We start from the raw sequence: 18,386 nt of genomic DNA, 5'->3' as shown, positions 1-18,386 counted from the left end.
GTGCTAGCAGCCGGCAGCCGGCGCGGCCCCAGTGCCGCCTCGTTATTCCTTGGTCGTTGCCTGTGCCATGCCCTGCGCCGCGGGCTGATCCGCGCGGGCCAGCGGCGTCCACGCCGGTGTGGCGGCAGCCGGCGCGGCGCCGGCTGGGAGGGCTCCGCCCGCCCCGGCGGGCGCCGCGCCTTCCACGTGCCAGCCGCCGCCCAGCGCGCGCATCAGCACCACGCTGGAGGTGAGCTGGCGCCCGTAGATGGTCAGCGCCGTCACCTCGGCGTTGTAGGCCGTGGTCTGCGCGGTCAGGACGTCGAGCAGCGCGGCGGTGCCGGCGCGATAGCGGTTGTTGACCAGCGACAGCGCCTCGCGCGCCGAGCGCAGGGCGTCGTTCTGCACCGTCGCCTCCTGTGACAGCAGGCGCGCCGCGGCGAGGTTGTCCTCGACTTCCTGGAAGGCGGCCAGCACGGCCTGGCGGTAGTTGGCCACCGACTGGTCGTAGGCGGCCACCGCCTGGGCCTTGGCCGCGCTGCGCAGGCCGCCGTCGAACAGCGTGCCGGCCAGTGCCGGGCCGAGCGACCAGACGCGGTCGGGCAGCGACAGCCAGCGCGCCAGCGTGGCCGCCGACAGGCCGCCCGAGGCTGACAGCGTCAGGGTGGGATAGAAGGCGGCCTGCGCCACGCCGATCTGCGCGTTGGCGGCGGCCATCTGGCGCTCGGCGGCGCCGATGTCGGGGCGGCGCTCGAGCAGGGCGGACGGCAGCGCCAGCGGCACATGCGGCACCCGCGCGGTGAAGTCGCGCGGGGGCAGCGAGAACGAGGCGGGCGGCTTGCCGGTCAGCATGGCGATGGCATGCTCGTACTGCGCACGCGTGATCTGGATGTCGATCTGCTGGGCCTGGGCGCTCTTGAGCTGGGTTTGGGACTGCAGCACGTCGGAGCGCTGGGCGGTGCCGGCCGCATACTGGTTCTGCACGAGCTGCAGCGAGCGCGCGTAGTCGGCCACGGTGTGGTCGAGCAGCGCCTTCTGCTGGTCGGTGATGCGCAGCAGGAAGTAGGTCTGCGCCAGCGTGGCCTGGGTCGACAGCAGGGTCGAGGCCAGCGTCGAGGCGCTCGCCTGCGCGCTGGCTTCGCTGCTCTCCACCTGGCGCCGCACCTTGCCCCACAGGTCGGGCTCCCAGCTCGCCGTCAGCGCGGCGCTCTGGCTGTTGGCGATGCGCGTCGCGTTGCCGCTGATGCCGCCGTTGCCGCTGCTGCTGCGGCTGGCGTTGGCGGAGGCGCCCACGGTGGGGAAGTAGCCCGCGCGCGACGATTGCAGCAAGGCCTGCGCCTGGCGGTACTGCGCCTCGGCCGCCTTGATGTTCTGGTTGGAGATCTGCACCTGCGCCATCAGCCGGTCGAGGTCGGAGTCGCCGAAGATGGACCACCAGCGGCCGCGCTCGCTGGCATCCTGCGGGTCGGCCGGCTTCCACTCACCCCATTGCGACGTGTCGGCCGCCGCCGCCGCGCTGCCGGCGCCGCCGGCCTCCTTGAAGGCGGGGGCGGTCGGCGCGTCGGGCCGGTGATAGTCGGGACCGACCGCGCAGCCGGCCAGGAACAGGGCGCAGGCCAGGGCCAGCGGGGCGTGGCGTCGGAAGGGGCGGAGGGAGGCGTTCATGTATCGCATTCAGGATTCGAGTCCGGCGGGACGCGCGCCGGGGCCGGCACGGCGGCGGCGCCAGGCCAGCACCTTGAGGCGCAGGCGGTCGAGCGTCAGGTAGACGACCGGCGTGGTGTACAGCGTCAGCAGCTGGCTCATCACCAGGCCACCGACGATGGAGATGCCGAGCGGCGCGCGCAGCTCGGCACCGTCGCCGTGGCCCAGCGCCAGCGGCACCGCGCCCAGCAGCGCGGCCATGGTGGTCATCAGGATGGGGCGGAAGCGCAGCAGGCAGGCACGGTAGATCGCCTCCTGCGGCGACAGGCCTTCGCGGCGCTCGGCGTCGATGGCGAAGTCGATCATCATGATCGCGTTCTTCTTGACGATGCCGATCAGCAGGATCACGCCGATCAGCGCGATGATGGTGAAGTCCGTGCCCGTGGCCAGCAGCGCCAGCAGCGCGCCGACCCCGGCCGACGGCAGCGTCGACAGGATGGTCAGCGGGTGCACGTAGCTCTCGTACAGCATGCCGAGCACGATGTAGATCGTGATCAGCGCCGCCAGGATCAGCAGCGGCTGGCTGCTGAGCGAGTCCTGGAAGGCGCGTGCGCTGCCCTGGAAGCTGGCGCGCAGCGTCTCCGGCGCGCCGATGCGCGCCATCGCCTGCTGCACCGCCTCGGTGGCCTGCGACAGCGAGAAGCCTTCGGCCAGGTTGAACGAGATGGTGGAGGCGGCGAACTGGCCCTGGTGGTTGACACCCAGCGGGGTGCTGGTCGGCAGCACCCGCGCGAAGGCCGCCAGCGGCACGCGCTTGCCGCCGCCCGTGACCACGTAGACGTCCTTGAGCGCCTGCGGGCTCTGCAGGTACTCCTGGCTCAGCTCCATCACCACCCGGTACTGGTTCAGCGGGTTGTAGATGGTGGCCACCTGGCGCTGGCCGAAGGCGTCGTTGAGGACGGCATCGACCTGCTGCGTGGTGACGCCCAGCTTGGAGGCGGTGTCGCGGTCGATGATGACCGAGGTCTGCAGGCCCTTGTCGTTGGTGTCGGTGTCGACGTCCTCGATGCCCTTGATATTGGAGAGCGCCGCGCGCACCTTGGGCTCCCAGTCGCGCAGCATCTGCAGGTCGTCAGACTGCAGGGTGAACTGGTACTGCGAGCTGCTCTGGCGCCCGCCGATGCGGATGTCCTGCACCGACTGCAGGAACAGGCTGGCGCCCGGCTCCTTGGCCAGCTTGCCGCGCAGCCGCGCGATCACCTGGTCGGCGCTTTCCTTGCGCTCGGACAAGGGCTTGAGCGTGACGAACATCTGCCCGGTGTTGCGCTGCGAGCCGCCGGTGAAGCCGGTCACGTTGACCACCGCCGGATCGGACTGGACGATGTGGATGAAGTTGTCCAGCTTGATGCGCATGGCCTGGAACGAGGTGGCCTGGTCGGCGCGGATGAAGCCGATCAGGCGCCCGGTGTCCTGCTGCGGGAAGAAGCCCTTGGGCACCGCGGTGTAGAGATAGACGTTCAATCCCACCGTGGCCAGCAGGATCAGCCACACCAGCTTGCTGTGGCGCAGCGCGAGGTCCAGGGAGCGGGCATAGCCTCTGTGCATCCAGTCGAAGGCCCGCTCGCTGGCCTGGAAGAAGCGGCCCTGCTTCTCCGGCTCGGCGCTCTTGAGCAGGCGCGCGCACATCATCGGCGTGGTCGTCAGCGAGATCACCAGCGAGACCAGGATGGCCACCGACAGCGTGATGGCGAATTCCTGGAACAGGCGGCCGACGATGCCGCCCATCATCAGCAGCGGGATGAACACGGCGATCAGCGACAGGCTCATCGACAGCACGGTGAAGCCGACCTCGCGCGCGCCGCGCAGCGCGGCGGCCATCGGCTTCATGCCCGCCTCGATGTGGCGCGAGATGTTCTCCAGCACCACGATGGCATCGTCCACCACGAAGCCGGTGGCGATGGTCAGGGCCATCAGCGACAGGTTGTTCAGGCTGAAGCCGGCCAGGTACATCACGGTGAAGGTGCCGATCAGCGAGACCGGCACCGCCACGCTTGGGATCAGCGTGGCGCGCACATTGCGCAGGAACAGGAAGACCACCATGATGACCAGCGCCACCGAGATCATCAGCGTGTGCTCGACCTCGCGCAGCGAGGCACGGATGGTGGGGGTGCGGTCCATCATCACGTCCATCTGGATGGCCGCGGGGATCATCTTCTGCAGCTGCGGCAGCACGGCGGTGACGCGGTCGACCGTCTCGATGATGTTGGCGCCCGGCGAGCGGTTGAGCACCAGCAGCACCGAGGGCTTGCCATTGGCCGAGCCAGCGTTGCGGATGTCCTCCACCGAGTCGACGATGGTCGCCACGTCGGACAGCCGCACCGGCACCGAGAAGGATCTGGGGCCCTTGCCCGCGGCGTTGCCGCCGGTGGCCCCGCTGCTGATGGTGCTGGTGCCGCTGCTGGTGGTGATGGTGGTGATGGTGACGCCGTTGACCGTCTTGGTGCTGACGCCGCCGCCTGCGGTGGCGTTGGCGGTGCTGGCGATCAGCGCGCCGGCCGAGGTTGACGAGTAGGTGCCCGGCGTGGCGTAGCGGATGATCAGCGGTGCGTACTCGGCCGCCGTGCGGGCCTGGTCGTTGGCGTAGACCTGCCAGTTCCTGGCGGCGCTCTCGACCGTGCCGAGCGGGCGGTTGGCGTTGGTGGCGCTGATGGTGTTGCGCACGTCTTCCAGCGCGATGCCGTACTTGTTCAGCGCGTGCGGGTTCAGCTCCACGCGCACCGCCGGCAGCGAGGCGCCGCCCACCGTGACCTGGCCGACGCCCTCGATCTGTGACAGCTTCTGCGCCAGGATGGTGGACGCGGCGTCGTAGAGCTGCCCCCGCGTCATGGTCGGCGAGGTCAGGCCGATGATCATGATCGGCGCGTCGGCCGGATTGACCTTGCGGTAGGTCGGGTTGCTCGGCAGGCTGGTGGGCAGCGTGCCGCGCGCGGCATTGATGGCGGCCTGCACGTCGCGCGCGGCACCGTCGATGTCGCGCGACAGGTCGAACTGCAGCGTCACGCGGGTCGAGCCGAGCGAGCTCGACGAGGTGATCTCGTTGACGCCGGCGATGGCGCCGAGCGCGCGCTCCAGCGGCGTGGCCACGGTCGCGGCCATGGTTTCGGGGCTGGCGCCCGGCAGCGAGGCCGATACCGAGATGGTGGGGAAGTCCACCTGCGGCAGCGGCGACACCGGCAGCATGCGCAGCGCCGCCAGGCCCGCCAGCAGGATGCCCAGCGTCAGCAGCGCCGTGGCGACCGGGCGGCGGATGAACGGAGCGGACAGGTTCATCGCGGCTCCGCCGGTTCGGGCACGCCGCCGCCCCAGCCACCGTCACCCTCGTCGTCCGGGTTGCCCGGATCGCCGATGTGGCGGCGGCGCCAGGCCGCAAGGCGCGCGGCGATGCGGTCGAAGGCCAGGTAGATGACCGGCGTGGTGAACAGCGTCAGCACCTGGCTGACCAGCAGGCCGCCCACCATGGTGATGCCCAGCGGCCGGCGCAGCTCCGAGCCGATGCCGGTGCCCAGCATCAGCGGCACCGCCGCCAGCAGCGCCGCCATGGTCGTCATCAGGATGGGGCGGAAGCGCAGCAGGCAGGCCTGGAAGATGGCATCGCGCGGCTTCATGCCGCCTTCGCGCTCGGCTTCGAGCGCGAAGTCGATCATCATGATGGCGTTCTTCTTGACGATGCCGATCAGCAGGATGATGCCGATGATGGCGATGATGCCGAGGTCCTGGCCCGACACCAGCAGCGCCAGCAGCGCGCCGACCCCGGCCGAGGGCAGCGTCGACAGGATGGTGACCGGGTGGATGGTGCTTTCGTACAGCACGCCGAGCACGATGTACATGGTCACCACCGCCGCCAGGATCAGCCACAGCGTGTTCGACAGCGAGGCGCGGAAAGCCAGCGCGGCGCCCTGGAAGTCGGTCTGCATCGAGATCGGCAGGCCGATCTCCTGCTCCACCTTGCTGATCTTGTCCACTGCCGCGCCCAGCGAGGCGCCCGGCGCGAGGTTGAACGAGATGGTGGAGGAGGGGAACTGGCCCTGGTGGTTGATCGCCAGCGGGCCGGTGCGTTCGCTGATGCGCGCCACCGAGCCGAGCGGCACCTGGCCGCCCGAGGAGGAGGGCAGGCGCAGCTCGGACAGCGATTGCGGGCCGGTGCGGAACTCGGGCATGGTCTCCAGCACCACGCGGTACTGGTTGGACTGCGTGAAGATGGTGGACACCAGGCGCTGGCCGTAGGCGCTGTACAGCGCGCTGTCGATCACCGCGGTGGTGATGCCGAAGCGCGCGGCGGCGTCGCGGTCGATCTCCACGTAGGCGCGCATGCCGTTGTTCTGCAGGTCGCTGGCGACATCGCGCATCTCCGGCTCCTGCTTGAGCCGCTCGACCAGCCGCGGCACCCAGGTGGCCAGGTTGGCGGGGTCGGGATCCTGCACCGTGAACTGGTACTGCGTGCGTGCCACGCGGTCCTCGATGGTCAGGTCCTGCACCGGCTGCAGGTACAGCGAGATGCCGCCCAGCTTCTCGACCGAGGCCTGCAGGCGGCGCGCGATGTCCTCGATGCTGTCGCTGCGCTGGTCCTTGGGCTTCAGGTTGATCAGCATGCGGCCGGCATTCAGCGTGGCGTTGGTGCCGTCCACGCCGATGAAGGACGACAGGCTCTCCACTGCCGGGTCCTGCAGCACCACCTTGGCCACTGCTTCCTGCTTCTGCGCCATGGCCGGGAACGAGGTGCTCTGCGAAGCTTCGGTGATGGCCTGGATCACGCCGGTGTCCTGCACCGGGAAGAAGCCCTTGGGCACCGCCAGGTACAGCAGCACGGTCAGCACGAGGGTGCCGATGGCCACCAGCAGCGTGCTCTTCTGGCGGTCCAGCACCCACTCGAGCGCGCGGCCGTAGCTGGCGATCACGTCGTCGAAGAAGCGGCCGGTGGCGCGGTGGAAGCGCGACAGCTCTTCTTCCGGCACGTGGTACAGCAGGCGCGCGCACATCATCGGCGTCAGCGTCAGCGATACCACCGCCGAGATCAGGATCGACACCGCCAGCGTGATGGCGAATTCGCGGAACAGGCGGCCGACCACGTCGCCCATGAACAGCAGCGGGATCAGCACGGCCACCAGCGAGAAGGTCAGCGAGATGATGGTGAAGCCGATCTGCCTGGAGCCCTTGAGGGCCGCCGCCATCGGCTTCTCGCCCTCCTCGATGTAGCGCATGATGTTCTCGATCATCACGATCGCATCGTCCACCACGAAGCCGGTGGCGATGGTCAGCGCCATCAGTGTCAGGTTATTGATCGAGAAGCCGGCCAGGTACATCACGCCGAAGGTGCCGACCAGCGACAGCGGCACGGCCACGCCCGGGATGATGGTGGCCGGCACGTTGCGCAGGAAGACGAAGATCACCATCACCACCAGCGCCACCGCCAGCAGCAGTTCGAATTCCACGTCGCGCACCGAGGCGCGGATGGTGGTGGTGCGGTCGGTCAGCAGTTGCACGTGCACCGCCGCCGGCAGGGACTTCTGCAGCTGCGGCAGCAGCGTCTTGATGCGGTCCACCACCTCGATGACGTTGGCGCCGGGCTGGCGCTGGATGTTCATGATGATGGCAGGCTTGTCGTTGGACCAGGCCGCCAGGCGGGTATTCTCGGCGCCGTCGACGATGTTGGCGACGTCGGTGATGCGGATCGGCGCGCCGTTCTGGTAGCCGACGATGATCTGCTTGTATTCGTCGGCCGACTTGAGCTGGTCGTTGGCGTCGATGGTGGAGGCCCGCGCAGGGCCGTCGAAGCTGCCCTTGGAGCCGTTGACGTTGGCGCTGCCGATGGCCGTGCGCAGGTCGTCGATCGACATGCCGAGCGAGGCCAGCGCGGTCGGGTTGGCCTGCACGCGCACCGCCGGGCGCTGGCCGCCGCTGAGCGTGACCAGGCCGACGCCCTGCACCTGCGAGATCTTCTGCGCCACGCGCGTGTCGACCATGTCCTGCAGCTTGGGCAGCGGCAGGGTGTCGGAGGTGATGCCCAGCGTCAGGATCGGCGCGTCGGCCGGGTTGACCTTGCTGTAGACCGGCGGCATCGGCAGGTCGGCCGGCAGCAGGTTGCCGCCGGCGTTGATGGCCGCCTGCACCTCCTGCTCGGCCACGTCGAGCGACAGCGTCAGCTCGAACTGCAGCGTGATCACCGAGGCGCCGCCCGAGGAGGTCGACGACATCTGCTTGAGGCCCGGCATCTGGCCGAACTGGCGCTCCAGCGGGGCCGTGATCGACGAGGTCATCACGTCGGGGCTGGCACCGGGGTAGAGCGTGGTGACCTGGATGGTCGGGTAGTCCACCTCGGGCAGCGCCGACAGCGGCAGCAGCTTGAAGGCCACCAGGCCGGACAGCAGGATGGCGAGCATCAGCAGCGCGGTGGCCACCGGTCGCTCGATGAACAGGCGTGACGGGTTCATGCGCGGTCCTTACTGTCGGGCCGGCGCCGCGCCGCCGTGCGGGGCCGCGGCTGCGGCGGCCGCGGCGGATGCACCGGAGGCCCCGTCGCCGCCGCGGCGGCGACGCTCGGCACCGCCCGTACCAGCCGCCGCGCCCGCGCTGGCACCGCCTGCGCTGGCGCCGCTGGCGCCCTCGCGGCGATGGCGCCGCCCGCGCGGCTGGCTGGCCGGCACCAGCTCGGCGGCGCGCGCCGCCGGGTCGACCGTCTCCACCGTCATGCCGTCCTTGAGCCGGTCGGCGCCGTCGACCACCACGCGCTGGCCCGGCTGCAGGCCCTTGGAGACCGAGACGTGATTGTCGTCGCCCGGGCCCAGCGTGACCGGCTGCGACTTGACCTGGCTGTTGCCGTCCACCACGTAGACGAAGGTGCCCTGCTGGCCGCGCTGCACGGCGGCCACCGGGATCACGGTAGCGTCTTGCAAGGTGTCGACGCGCGTGCGCACGTTGACGAACTGGTTGGGGAACAGCATGCCGTCGGCATTGGGGAAGATGGCCTTGAGCTTGACCGTGCCGGTGGTGGTGTCGATCTGGTTGTCGGTGGTCAGCAGTTCGCCCTCGGCCAGCTTGTTGCGGGCCTGGCGGTCGAAGGCCACCACCGGCAGCTTCTCGCCGGCGTTCAGGCGCCGCAGCACGGTCGGCAGGTTGTCCTCTGGAATGGTGTAGAGCACGGCGATCGGCGCGACCTGGGTGATCAGCGCGATGCCGTTGGTGTCGCTGGGGCTGACGATATTGCCGGGATCGACCTGGCGCAGGCCGATGCGGCCCGATACCGGCGCCAGGATGCGCGTGTAGCCGAGTTGCAGGCGGGCACTGTCCACATTGCCCTGGTCGGTCTTGACCGTGCCCTCGTACTGGCGCACCAGCGCGTCCTGGGTGTCGGCCTGCTGCTTCGAGACCGAATCCTGGGCCAGCAGGGTGCGGTAGCGCTGCTGGTCCAGGCGCGCGTTGTCGAGCAGCGCGCGGTCGCGCGCCAGCGTGCCCACGGCCTGGTCGAGCGTGGCCTGGAAGGGGCGCGGGTCGATCTCGGCCAGCACGTCGCCGGCCTTGACCATCTGCCCTTCCTTGAACAGGACGCGCAGCATCGGGCCCGAGACCTGGACATGGACGGTCACGTTGGCCACCGGTGTGACGTTGCCGAGGCCGTTCAGCACCACCGGCATGTCGCGCTGCAGCACGCGGCTGACCACCACCGGAGAGCGCGGCATACCGCCCGGGCCCCCCGGGCCGCCGGGACCACCGCGGCCGCCCGGCGCGCCGCGCCCCGCCGGGGCCGAGGCGCCGGCGGCGGCATCGGCGCTCTGGCCGGCACGGTGCTTGGCCCAGTACCAGCCGCCTGCCGCCAGCGCGGCCAGCACCACGACGGCGATCAGCTTGCGGCGGGGCGAGCGCGCGCGCTGCCCGGTGGCTGCCGGAGGCGGATTGAGCGACGGGTCTTGTTCAGGTTGAGCCATGTCTGGGATCCAGGGGGCGACGCGCTGGGCGCATCGGCACGGGTTCGAAGAAGGAGGAAGCGGCAGTATGCCGTAACGCAATGGCAGACCGGCCGGACGGACGGTCCGGCCCATGGGGTCTGCGCGCATGTGCCGCATCGACGCTTCGCGGTTGGGGTCGGAAGGGGCCGGGTGTCAGGCGCGGCCGGGCGGCATCGGATATAGCGCTAGCATAATGTGCGGACCCGGGCGCATGTATTTCGAACTCTGAGGCAAATATTACAGACGATTACGCACAGCCCGGGGGTGTAATGTGCGGAAACAAAAGCAACATCCCGTGCCGAGCAGTCTGATTATCATGTGCCTATGCGAGCCACCCAGCCTACCCAGATCCTGGTCGTCGACGACGATCCCGAACTGCGCGACCTGCTGCGCGAATACCTGAGCCAGCAAGGATTCGCCGTATCCGTGCTGCACGATGGAGACGGGCTTGCGGCCCGGCTCGAGCGCGAGCGGCCCGCGCTGATCGTGCTCGACCTGATGATGCCGAAGACCGACGGCCTCACCGCGCTGCGCAACCTGCGCGCCAAGAACGACGACATCCCGGTGATCCTGCTGACCGCGCGCAGCGACGAGATCGATCGCATCGTCGGGCTGGAGATCGGTGCCGACGATTATCTCGGCAAGCCGTTCTCCCCGCGCGAACTGCTGGCCCGCATCAACGCGGTGCTGCGCCGCAAGCTGCCGCGGCCCGCGGCGGCGCCGGAGGACCGCGAATCGATCGGCTTCGGCCCCTTCCGCGTCAATTTCCGCCAGCGCTCGCTGGCGCGCGGCAGCGAGGACGTGGCGATCAGCGACACCGAGTTCGCGCTGTTGAAGCTGCTGCTGATGCATCCGCTCGAAGTGATGTCGCGTGAACGCATCGTCGAGTCGATGTACGGCACCGCCAGCGGCATCAGCGACCGTGGCATCGACGTGCAGATCTGGCGGCTGCGCCGCCTGCTCGACGAGGATGCCCAGCGCCCGCGCTATATCCAGACGGTGCGCGGGCGCGGCTATACCTTTGTTCCGGACGAGGCCGATCCCGGCACGCAATGAAGTTACGCATCGACACGCTTTTCGGCCGCATGGCGCTGCTGATCGCCGCCGTGCTGGTGATCAGCCATTTCTCCTGGCTGGCCATCCTGCGCATGGATCGGCGCCAGCAGCAGGTGGACTATTCGGTCGAACAGATGCTGTTCCAGCTCAACAGCATCGAGCACGCCCTGGACGCTAGGCCGCCGCTGCCGCTGCCCAGCCTGGTCGAGGTGGCCGGCTCGGCCAGCGCGGCCGAGCATGCCACCGCCCCCAAGGGCGGGCGCTCGCGCCGGCTGGTCGAACAGTTCTCGCGCCGCCTGCCGGCCGGAACCCAGTTGCGCGTCGAGGAGGAGAGCACGCCGCGCCTGTGGATCAAGCTGCCGACACGGCACGAGTGGATCGCCATGCCGATGCTGTGGGTGGTCAATCCGCCGCCCGACAACCGGCTGGTGCCGGGTGTGATCCTGGTGGTGGGCGTGGCCATGGTGTTCGCCCTGCTGGTCGCCTGGCAGATCCAGCGGCCGGTGCGCGACATGGCCGGGGCCGCCGAGCGCCTGGCGCGCCAGCAGGGCGGGGTCCAGCCGCTGCGCGAGCGCGGGCCGCACGAACTGCGCCAGCTGATCCAGCGCTTCAACCAGATGGTGTCCGACCTGGCGCGCATCGACCAGGAGCGCAATACCATGCTGGCGGGCATCGCCCATGACCTCAAGACGCCGCTGGCGCGCCTGCGCCTGCGCGCGGAAATGCTGTCCGATCCGAAGGCGGCGGCCGGCGTCACGCGCGACGTGGAGTCGATGTCGGCCATCGTCGAACAATTTCTCACCTTCGCGCAGAGCGGCGAGCCGGCGGCGCGCCCGGTGCCGGTGGACAAGCGCATGACCGAGCTGGCCGCCTCGCTGTCCGAGCAGGACCGCCCGGTGGAACTGGCACTGGCGGCCGGCGAAGGCTTCCGCCTGATCGCCACCCAGCTCGACCGCATCGTCGGCAACCTCGTCGACAACGCCTATGCCTACGGCCTGCCGCCAGTGCGCATCGCCACCCAGCGGCAGGCCGACGGCTGGCACCTGATCGTCGAAGACAGCGGGCCGGGCATCCCGAGCGACGCCGTCGAGCGCGTCACCCTGCCCTTCGTGCGCCTCGATCCCGCGCGCGGCGGCAATGCCCACTCGGGGCTGGGCCTCGCCATCGTCGACCGGCTGGTGCGGCAATCCGGCGGCAAGCTGGCCTTGCGCAACCGGCCCGAAGGCGGGCTGATGGTGGAGATGGTGTTTCCGTTCGCGCCGGTGGCGCAGGCGGCCTGAGGCGTAGGGGAGGGGGCTGGCTGGGGCTGGCCGCCAGCGGCTTCGACCGGCGCAGTGAGGTGTCTCTCGCGTCGGTTCGCGCCCCTCTCCCGCAAGCGGGAGAGGGGCCGGGGGAGAGGGCAGGCGCCCGCAGTCCGCCGGCGCCTTCCCCCCCGATCACTGCGCCTTCTTCTTCTCCCCGATGCGGCTTTCCTTGCCCGCCAGCAGCTTGGCGATGTTCTGCCGGTGCCGCACGATCAGCAGCACGGCGATCAGCAGCACGGCGCCGGCCGTGACGTCGGTGCCGAACATCAGCACATAGAAGAAGGGCGCGAACACCGCCGCGATCAGCGCGGCCAGCGAGGAGTAGCGGAAGAAGAAGGCGATCAGCAGCCAGGTCGCCAGCGTGCCAGCGCCCAGCAGCGGATGGATGGCGAACAGGATGCCGGCCGCGGTGGCCACGCCCTTGCCGCCGGCGAAACGGAAGAAGACGGGGAACAGGTGGCCGAGGAAGACCGCGCCCGCGACCAGCGCGACGCCGGTCTCGTCGACGCCGTAGGCGGGGCCGAACTTCTGCGCCAGCCAGACCGCGACCCAGCCCTTGAGGGCGTCGCCCAGCAGCGTCAGCACGGCGGCCTTCTTGCTGCCCGAGCGCAGCACATTGGTGGCGCCGGGATTGCCGGAGCCGTAGGTATGCGGGTCCGGCAGGCCCATCGCCTTGCTGACGACGACGGCAAAGGAAATCGAACCGATCAGGTAGGCGGCGAGGGCGAAGAGCAGGTTGGCCATGTGGGGAGTCTGTGCTGAAGCTGGGCGCGATTGTAGCGCGGCGGGAAGCACGGCAAGGCCGGCGCGGTCTTGGTGACTTCCCTTAGCCGCGTTTCAGCCGCGCTCCAACCGCGCTTCTTCCGGGCGAAACGGGGGTGCTGCGGCCGGCCGTGCTCAGCCGTCCATCAGCGCGCACTGCACAGGCGTCGCGCCCAGCAGGCCGGTCAGCGCGGCCGGGGCCAGGCTGACCAGGTAGCCGCGCTTGCCGCCGTTGATGTAGATGCGTTCGAGCTCGAGCACGCTGGCTTCCACGTAGACCGGCATGCGCTTGCGCGTGCCGAAGGGCGAGGTGCCGCCCACCAGGTAGCCGCTGTGGCGCTGCGCCACCTCGGGCTTGCATGGCTGCACGCTCTTGCAGCCGATCTGCCGCGCCAGGTTCTTGGTGGAGACCGAGCAGTCGCCGTGCATCAGCACCACCAGCGGCTGCGCGCGCTCGTCCTCCATGATCAGGGTTTTGACCACATCGTGCTCGGGTACGCCGAGCTGGCGCGCGGACTCGCCGGTGCCGCCGTGGTCGACGTAGTCGTAGACGTGCTCGCCGAAGGCGATGCGGTGCTGGCGCAGCATCTGCGTGGCCGGCGTTTCGGAAACGTGCTTGTTCTTGCTCATGGTGCGGTGGGCTGCCCGATCGCGAGAAGGATACACGAGGCGGGCCCGGTGCTCGCGGCCGGCGATCGTCGGCCGCCCGCCGCCTCAGTCCTCGGCGACGAAGCCGGTGGCCTCGACGATGGGCTTCCAGGCGGCGCGCTCCGCCTTGATGCGGCGCTGTGCTTCGCTGCCCGGCTTGGCATCCACCTCCAGGCCCAGGGCTTCCAGCTTGGCGGCCGTGGTGGCGTTGCCGGACGCCGCCACGAACATCTTGCCGACGCTGGCGACCACCTCCGGCGGCGTGCCGGCCGGAAGGAAGGCGCCGTACCAGCTGGTGGCGAACTCGAACTGGTCGAAGCCCTGCTCCTTCAGCGTGGGCACCTCGGGCAAGGCCTTGGCGCGCCGCATGCCGCTGACGCCGAGGAACTGCAGCTTGCCGCCCTTGTACAGCTGCATCATGCTCGCCACCGCGTCCCAGCCGATGGAGACATTGCCGCCCACCACGTCGACCAGCATCGGCGAGGCGCCGCGGTAGGCCACCGGCGTGATCTGCGTCCCGGTCGCCTTGCCGAGCGCCACCGCGCCCAGGTGGCCGGCGCTGCCGATGGTCGCCAGGCCAAGGCTGGCCTTGGACGGGTTCTGCCTGGCCCAGGCCAGGTATTCCTTCATGTTCCGGTACGGCTGGTGCACGCCGGCGGCGACCACGGTCGGCACCTCGGTAAGCAGGGCGGCCGGCACCAGGTCCTTGTCCGCGTCGTAGGAGAGCTTGCGGTAGGTCAGCGGGAAGATGGTGAACAGCGGCGAGGGGCCGATGAAGACCGTCTTGCCGTCCGGCCTGGCGCGCTTGACGTAGTCCAGCGCCAGCCGCGCCGAGGCGCCGGGGCGGTTCTCGACGATGACCGTGCCGTGGCCGTCCTGGCGCAGTTGCTCGGCATAGATGCGGGCCAGGCTGTCGGCGGCGCCGCCCGGCGCATAGCCGACGATGATGCGCATGGGCGTGTCGTCCTCGGCCGCGGCCGGGCGCGGCAGGGTGGCGACGGCGGCCGCGCAGGCGGACAGGGCCACGGCGTGGAGCAGGAATCGGCGACGGATGGGGCGACGGATGGCGGTCTTCATGATGGAGGCGGGGGCGGGCGCTGTGCGGTTGGGCGGAAGGGAGAGGGTGCGGCGGCAGCAGCGTTCAGCCGGGCCAGCGCGCCAGCAGGTCGTGGGTCGATTCGAACAGGGCGGCGGCGCGCAGCAGCATCGCGTCCTGGCGGAAGCGGCCGACCAGCTGCAGGCCGACCGGCAGGCCGTCGTCGCCGAAGCCGCAGGGCAGGCTGATGGCGGGGTGGCCGGTCATGTTGAAGGGCATGGTCCAGGGGAACCAGTGCGCGCGCACGTTCTCCAGCGACTGCCCGTCGATATCGATGGTGCCGAACAGGTCCTGGTCGAGCGGCAGCGCGGTGCGCGTCAGCGTGGGCATGGCCAGCAGGTCGGCGCGCTGCAGCAGGGCCTGCACGCGCAGGAACAGGGCCGAGCGCTCGAACATGGCCTGCTGGTATTGCACGCCGCTGAAGGCCGCCGCCGATTCGATCTGGCGCTTGAAGGTGTCGCTGAGCTGGTCGCCATGGGCCGCCACGATGGGGGCGAAGCGCGTACGCCAGACCGTGTGGTTGATGGCGCGCCAGATCGGCTCGACATCGAAGCCCTCACCGGAGAACGGCTCCAGCTCGGCGCCGAGCGTCTCCAGGCGGTGCAGGCTTGCCTCGAAGGCGCGTGCCACATCGGCCGCCACCGGGCGTCCGGGCGGCGCCAGGCAGTACAGCACGCGGCGGCCGCGCAGGTCGCCGCGCGCCTGCGCGGCCTCGACATAGTCGGGCTTGGGCACGCCGATCGACCAGGGGTCGCACTCGTGCTCGCCAGCCATGACCTGCATCATCAGGCCGGTGTCGGCCACGGTGCGGGTGGTCGGCGTGACATAGGTCTGGTTGCCGAACAGGTCCTGGGCCTGGCTGTGCGGGATCACGCCCTGGCTTTGCTTGATGCCGACCACGCCGTTGCAGGCGGCCGGGATGCGCGTCGAGCCGCCGCCGTCGGTGGCGACCGCCAGCGGCGCGATGCCGCTCGCCACCGCCACCGCGGCACCGCCGCTGGAGCCGCCGCAGGTGCGCGCGGCGCTCCAGGCGTTGCGGGTGCGGCCGAACAGCGGCGAATCGGTCAGGCACTTGGAGCCGAACTCGGGCGTGGTGGTCTTGCCGATCAGGATGGCGCCCTGCGCGCGCAGGCGCGCCACCGAGACCGCGTCCTGCGCCGGCACATTGTGCTGGTGAGGCAGCGCGCCGAAGGTGGTGCGCACCCCCTGCGTGTTGACGATGTCCTTGACGGTGAAGGGGATGCCGTGCAGCGGCCCCGTCGCCCGGCCCGCCATCTGCGCCTGCTCGGCGGCGCGCGCGGCGTCCATGGCCTGCTCGGCGCACAAGGTGATGAAGCAGTTCAGTTCGGGCTGGAGCCGGGCGGCTCGCGCCAGCACGGCTTCGGTCAGCTCCACCGGCGACAGCTCGCGGCGCGCGATGCGCTCGCGCAGCACGGTGGCGGGCAAGAGGCAGGGATCCTCGTGCATCGAGGCAGTCTCCGACGGCGAGGGCGTCCGGCCGGGCGGCTCGCTGGGCACCGCGCTCCCGCCATCCCCTCTTGTTTGTGTATCGCGTTTCTGTATTCTGGATCCAGAATACAGGATTCCGACCTATAGTAGACGCGCGGGCGGCCCTTGTAAACTGTGCGGATCGGCGTCGCCCGCCCGGTCCTGTCCGGTGCCGGATCGCCGGCGCGGACACAGTGGCACGGCGCAATGGCGCAATGGCGCAATGGCAGCAGGGGCACGGCGACAGAGACAAGAAGACGAGGCGAGGGGGAAGATGGACGAAACGTTCGCGTGGCAGAACCGGGTGCGTCTGGTGGAGGAGGTGGCGCAGGTCCTGCGGGAGCGTATCTACCGGGGCGACTATCCGCCCGGCAAGCCACTGCGGCAGGTGGAGATCTCGGCAGACCTGAAGATCAGCCGCACGCCGCTGCGCGAGGCGCTGCGGCTGCTGGAGCGCGAAGGCCTGGTCAGCGCCGAGACGGCGCGCGGCGTCAACGTCGTCAACGCCGACTTCAAGCAGCTGATGGATGCCTACGCCCTGCGCGAGATGGTGGACGGGCTGGCCGCCCGGCTCGCCGCGCAGCGCCTTGGTGAGCGTGCCGGCGCTGCCCTGCGCGCCATCGTCGCGCGCCAGCGCGAGGCCCTGGCGCCGTGGCAGCCGCAGGTGTACACCGCGGCCAATGTGGACTTCCACGCCACCATCATCGAGCTGGCCGACAATGCCTACCTGTCACGTCAGCTGCCGATCGTCCATATGACCTCGCAGGTGTTCGCGCCGCGTGTGCTGTTCGAGGCAGACCGCGCGCGCACGGCGATCGACGAGCACCTGCGCATCGTCGAGTCGATCGAGCAGGGCGACGGCGAGGCGGCCGAGGCACTGGCGCGCGCGCACATCCGCAATTCGATGGCGCGCCTGCGCGCCCTGGGTGCCGGCGGCGAGGACTGGGTCCATCCATCCAAGAACCAGGACTAACCGCGCGGGTGATGGTGGCGGTGCAGTTCGCGCAGCCGCTCGCGCGCGACGTGGGTATAGATCTGCGTGGTGGAGATGTCGGCGTGGCCCAGCAGCAGCTGTACCACGCGCAGGTCGGCGCCATGGTTCAGCAGGTGGGTGGCGAAGGCATGGCGCAGCGTGTGCGGCGACAGCGGCGCATGGATGCCGGCCTCGCGCGCATGGCGCTTGATCAGGTGCCAGAAGGCCTGGCGTGTCATGCCCTCGCCGCGCTGCGTGACGAACAGCGCGTCGCAGGCGCGCCCGGCCAGCAGCGCCGGCCGGGCTTCGGCCAGGTAGCGGCGCAGCCAGTCGCCGGCCTGCAGGCCGAAGGGCACCAGGCGTTCCTTGCCGCCCTTGCCGCCCACCACGCGCGCCACGCCCTCGTTCAGGCCGATCTCCACCGTGCGCATCTGCGTCAGCTCGGACACGCGCAGGCCGCTGGCGTACATCAGCTCCAGCATGGTGCGGTCGCGCAGGCCGAGCGGCGCGGCGGTGTCGGGCGCGTCCAGCAGCGCCTCGACCTGGGCCTCGCTGAGCGTCTTGGGGAAGCGCGGCGGCTGCTTGGCCGGGCGCAGCAGCAGGCAGGGATCGGCCGCGATCAGGTGTTCGCGCAGGGCCCAGCGGAAGAAGCGCTTGAACACCGTCAGCCGCCGGTTGGCCGACGATGCCAGCGTGTCGTGGTGGCGCGCGGCGAAATAGGCCCCGAGCGCCGTATCGTCGACGCCGGTGAGTTCGCCGCCGCCGCTATGGCGCAGCCAGCGCGCCAGCAGGGTCAGGTCGCGGCGGTAAGCATCGATGGTATTGCGCGACAGCCCGTCCTCGAGCCACAGCGCGTCGCAGAAGCGCTCGATCAGCGCGGTGTCGGCGGGGGCCGGCTCCGCCGCGGCCAGCGCCTCGCCCAGGTCCTGCGGATGGTTCATAGCAGCAGCACGCCTTCGTGGCGCAGCAGCCAGTGCTTGACGTCCAGCAGGTAGCCCGAGCTGTGGTGGGCGAAGCCGCCCAGCCCCTGCTGGCTGACCACGCGATGGCAGGGAATCACCAGCGGCAGCGGGTTGTCGCCGCAGGCCTGGCCAACCGCGCGCGGCATGCTGTCGAGCTGTCGGGCGATCGTGCCGTAGGTGGTGGTGGCGCCGCGCGGCACCGCGCGGATGGCCTCCCACACACGCTGGCGGAAACCGGTGCCGGCCAGGGCCAGCGGCAGGTCGAAGGGGGCGTCGGGGTCGGCGTAGTAGGCCTCGAGCTGCGCGGCCAGCCGGCACACCAGCGCGTCCGCGCTCGCCTTGACGGGCGTATCCGGCGGCAGGTAGGCGATCTCGCGGATGCCGGCGGCGTCCGCGCGCACGCCCACCCTGCCGAAGGGGGCCGGCAGGATGGCGTCGAAGCGGGCAGGAATCAGGGATGGCATGCGGGCATTC

The 18,386-nt window shown here is 70.3% G+C and carries 13 protein-coding genes; 3 read left to right on the top strand and 10 right to left on the bottom strand.

The annotated features are described in order from the left end of the window. Positions 1 to 42: 42 nt before the first annotated feature. From BKK79_RS07415 to BKK79_RS07400, 4 genes are read right to left on the bottom strand one after another with little or no spacing between them, the layout of a single operon-like run. Entirely contained in the window at positions 43 to 1,644 is a 1,602-nt protein-coding gene (locus BKK79_RS07415; RefSeq protein WP_442873246.1) for an efflux transporter outer membrane subunit, read from the bottom strand. A 9-nt stretch (positions 1,645 to 1,653) separates the two neighbouring features. Next, positions 1,654 to 4,953 (bottom strand): efflux RND transporter permease subunit, encoded by a 3,300-nt coding sequence (locus BKK79_RS07410; RefSeq protein ID WP_071011252.1) that lies wholly within the window; start codon positions 4,951 to 4,953, stop codon positions 1,654 to 1,656. Continuing rightward, positions 4,950 to 8,111: an MdtB/MuxB family multidrug efflux RND transporter permease subunit gene (locus BKK79_RS07405; RefSeq protein WP_071037459.1), complete on the bottom strand. Its 3,162-nt coding sequence runs from the start codon at positions 8,109 to 8,111 to the stop codon at positions 4,950 to 4,952. The genes BKK79_RS07410 and BKK79_RS07405 overlap by 4 nt, the downstream gene beginning before the upstream one ends. A 9-nt stretch (positions 8,112 to 8,120) precedes the next feature. Further along, a complete protein-coding gene (locus BKK79_RS07400; protein ID WP_071037458.1) occupies positions 8,121 to 9,602 on the bottom strand; it encodes an MdtA/MuxA family multidrug efflux RND transporter periplasmic adaptor subunit in 1,482 nt (493 codons plus the stop codon). Between the two features lie 345 nt (positions 9,603 to 9,947). Here BKK79_RS07400 and BKK79_RS07395 point away from each other — a divergent pair, with 345 nt between their 5' ends. Together BKK79_RS07395 and BKK79_RS07390 are read left to right on the top strand one after the other, a co-directional pair. Further along, a complete protein-coding gene (locus BKK79_RS07395; protein WP_071011256.1) occupies positions 9,948 to 10,679 on the top strand; it encodes a response regulator in 732 nt (243 codons plus the stop codon). Further along, on the top strand, positions 10,676 to 11,959 hold the full coding sequence (locus BKK79_RS07390; protein WP_071037457.1) for an ATP-binding protein: 1,284 nt from the start codon (positions 10,676 to 10,678) through the stop codon (positions 11,957 to 11,959). Before BKK79_RS07395 ends, BKK79_RS07390 begins: the two co-directional genes overlap by 4 nt. A 156-nt stretch (positions 11,960 to 12,115) precedes the next feature. Here BKK79_RS07390 and plsY read toward each other — a convergent pair whose 3' ends face one another. The 4 genes from plsY to BKK79_RS07370 all read right to left on the bottom strand — a co-directional run bounded on the left by plsY (position 12,116) and on the right by BKK79_RS07370 (position 15,956). Then, complete coding sequence (gene plsY / locus BKK79_RS07385) at positions 12,116 to 12,727, bottom strand: glycerol-3-phosphate 1-O-acyltransferase PlsY (protein ID WP_071011260.1); 612 nt, start codon at positions 12,725 to 12,727, stop codon at positions 12,116 to 12,118. 153 nt (positions 12,728 to 12,880) lie between these two features. Continuing rightward, positions 12,881 to 13,375 (bottom strand): aminoacyl-tRNA deacylase, encoded by a 495-nt coding sequence (locus BKK79_RS07380; protein WP_071037456.1) that lies wholly within the window; start codon positions 13,373 to 13,375, stop codon positions 12,881 to 12,883. Between the two features lie 84 nt (positions 13,376 to 13,459). Continuing rightward, on the bottom strand, positions 13,460 to 14,470 hold the full coding sequence (locus tag BKK79_RS07375) for a Bug family tripartite tricarboxylate transporter substrate binding protein (RefSeq protein WP_084084585.1): 1,011 nt from the start codon (positions 14,468 to 14,470) through the stop codon (positions 13,460 to 13,462). 64 nt (positions 14,471 to 14,534) lie between these two features. Further along, entirely contained in the window at positions 14,535 to 15,956 is a 1,422-nt protein-coding gene (locus tag BKK79_RS07370) for an amidase (protein ID WP_071037455.1), read from the bottom strand. 295 nt (positions 15,957 to 16,251) lie between these two features. Here BKK79_RS07370 and BKK79_RS07365 point away from each other — a divergent pair, with 295 nt between their 5' ends. Next, positions 16,252 to 16,950 (top strand): GntR family transcriptional regulator, encoded by a 699-nt coding sequence (locus BKK79_RS07365; protein WP_071011264.1) that lies wholly within the window; start codon positions 16,252 to 16,254, stop codon positions 16,948 to 16,950. Here BKK79_RS07365 and xerD read toward each other — a convergent pair. Next, the gene (gene xerD / locus BKK79_RS07360) at positions 16,947 to 17,891 is read right to left on the bottom strand and encodes a site-specific tyrosine recombinase XerD (RefSeq protein WP_071011266.1); all 945 of its coding nucleotides are present in this window, start codon (positions 17,889 to 17,891) and stop codon (positions 16,947 to 16,949) included. The two genes, BKK79_RS07365 and xerD, sit on opposite strands and share 4 nt — an antisense overlap. After that, positions 17,888 to 18,364 (bottom strand): methylated-DNA--[protein]-cysteine S-methyltransferase, encoded by a 477-nt coding sequence (locus BKK79_RS07355; protein ID WP_071016096.1) that lies wholly within the window; start codon positions 18,362 to 18,364, stop codon positions 17,888 to 17,890. The genes xerD and BKK79_RS07355 overlap by 4 nt, the downstream gene beginning before the upstream one ends. Positions 18,365 to 18,386 lie beyond the last annotated feature (22 nt).

Origin of the sequence: Cupriavidus sp. USMAA2-4 (assembly GCF_001854305.1) — a bacterium.
GTDB classification, from domain to species: Bacteria; Pseudomonadota; Gammaproteobacteria; order Burkholderiales; family Burkholderiaceae; genus Cupriavidus; species Cupriavidus malaysiensis.
This window is presented reverse-complemented; position numbering and strand designations above follow the sequence as displayed.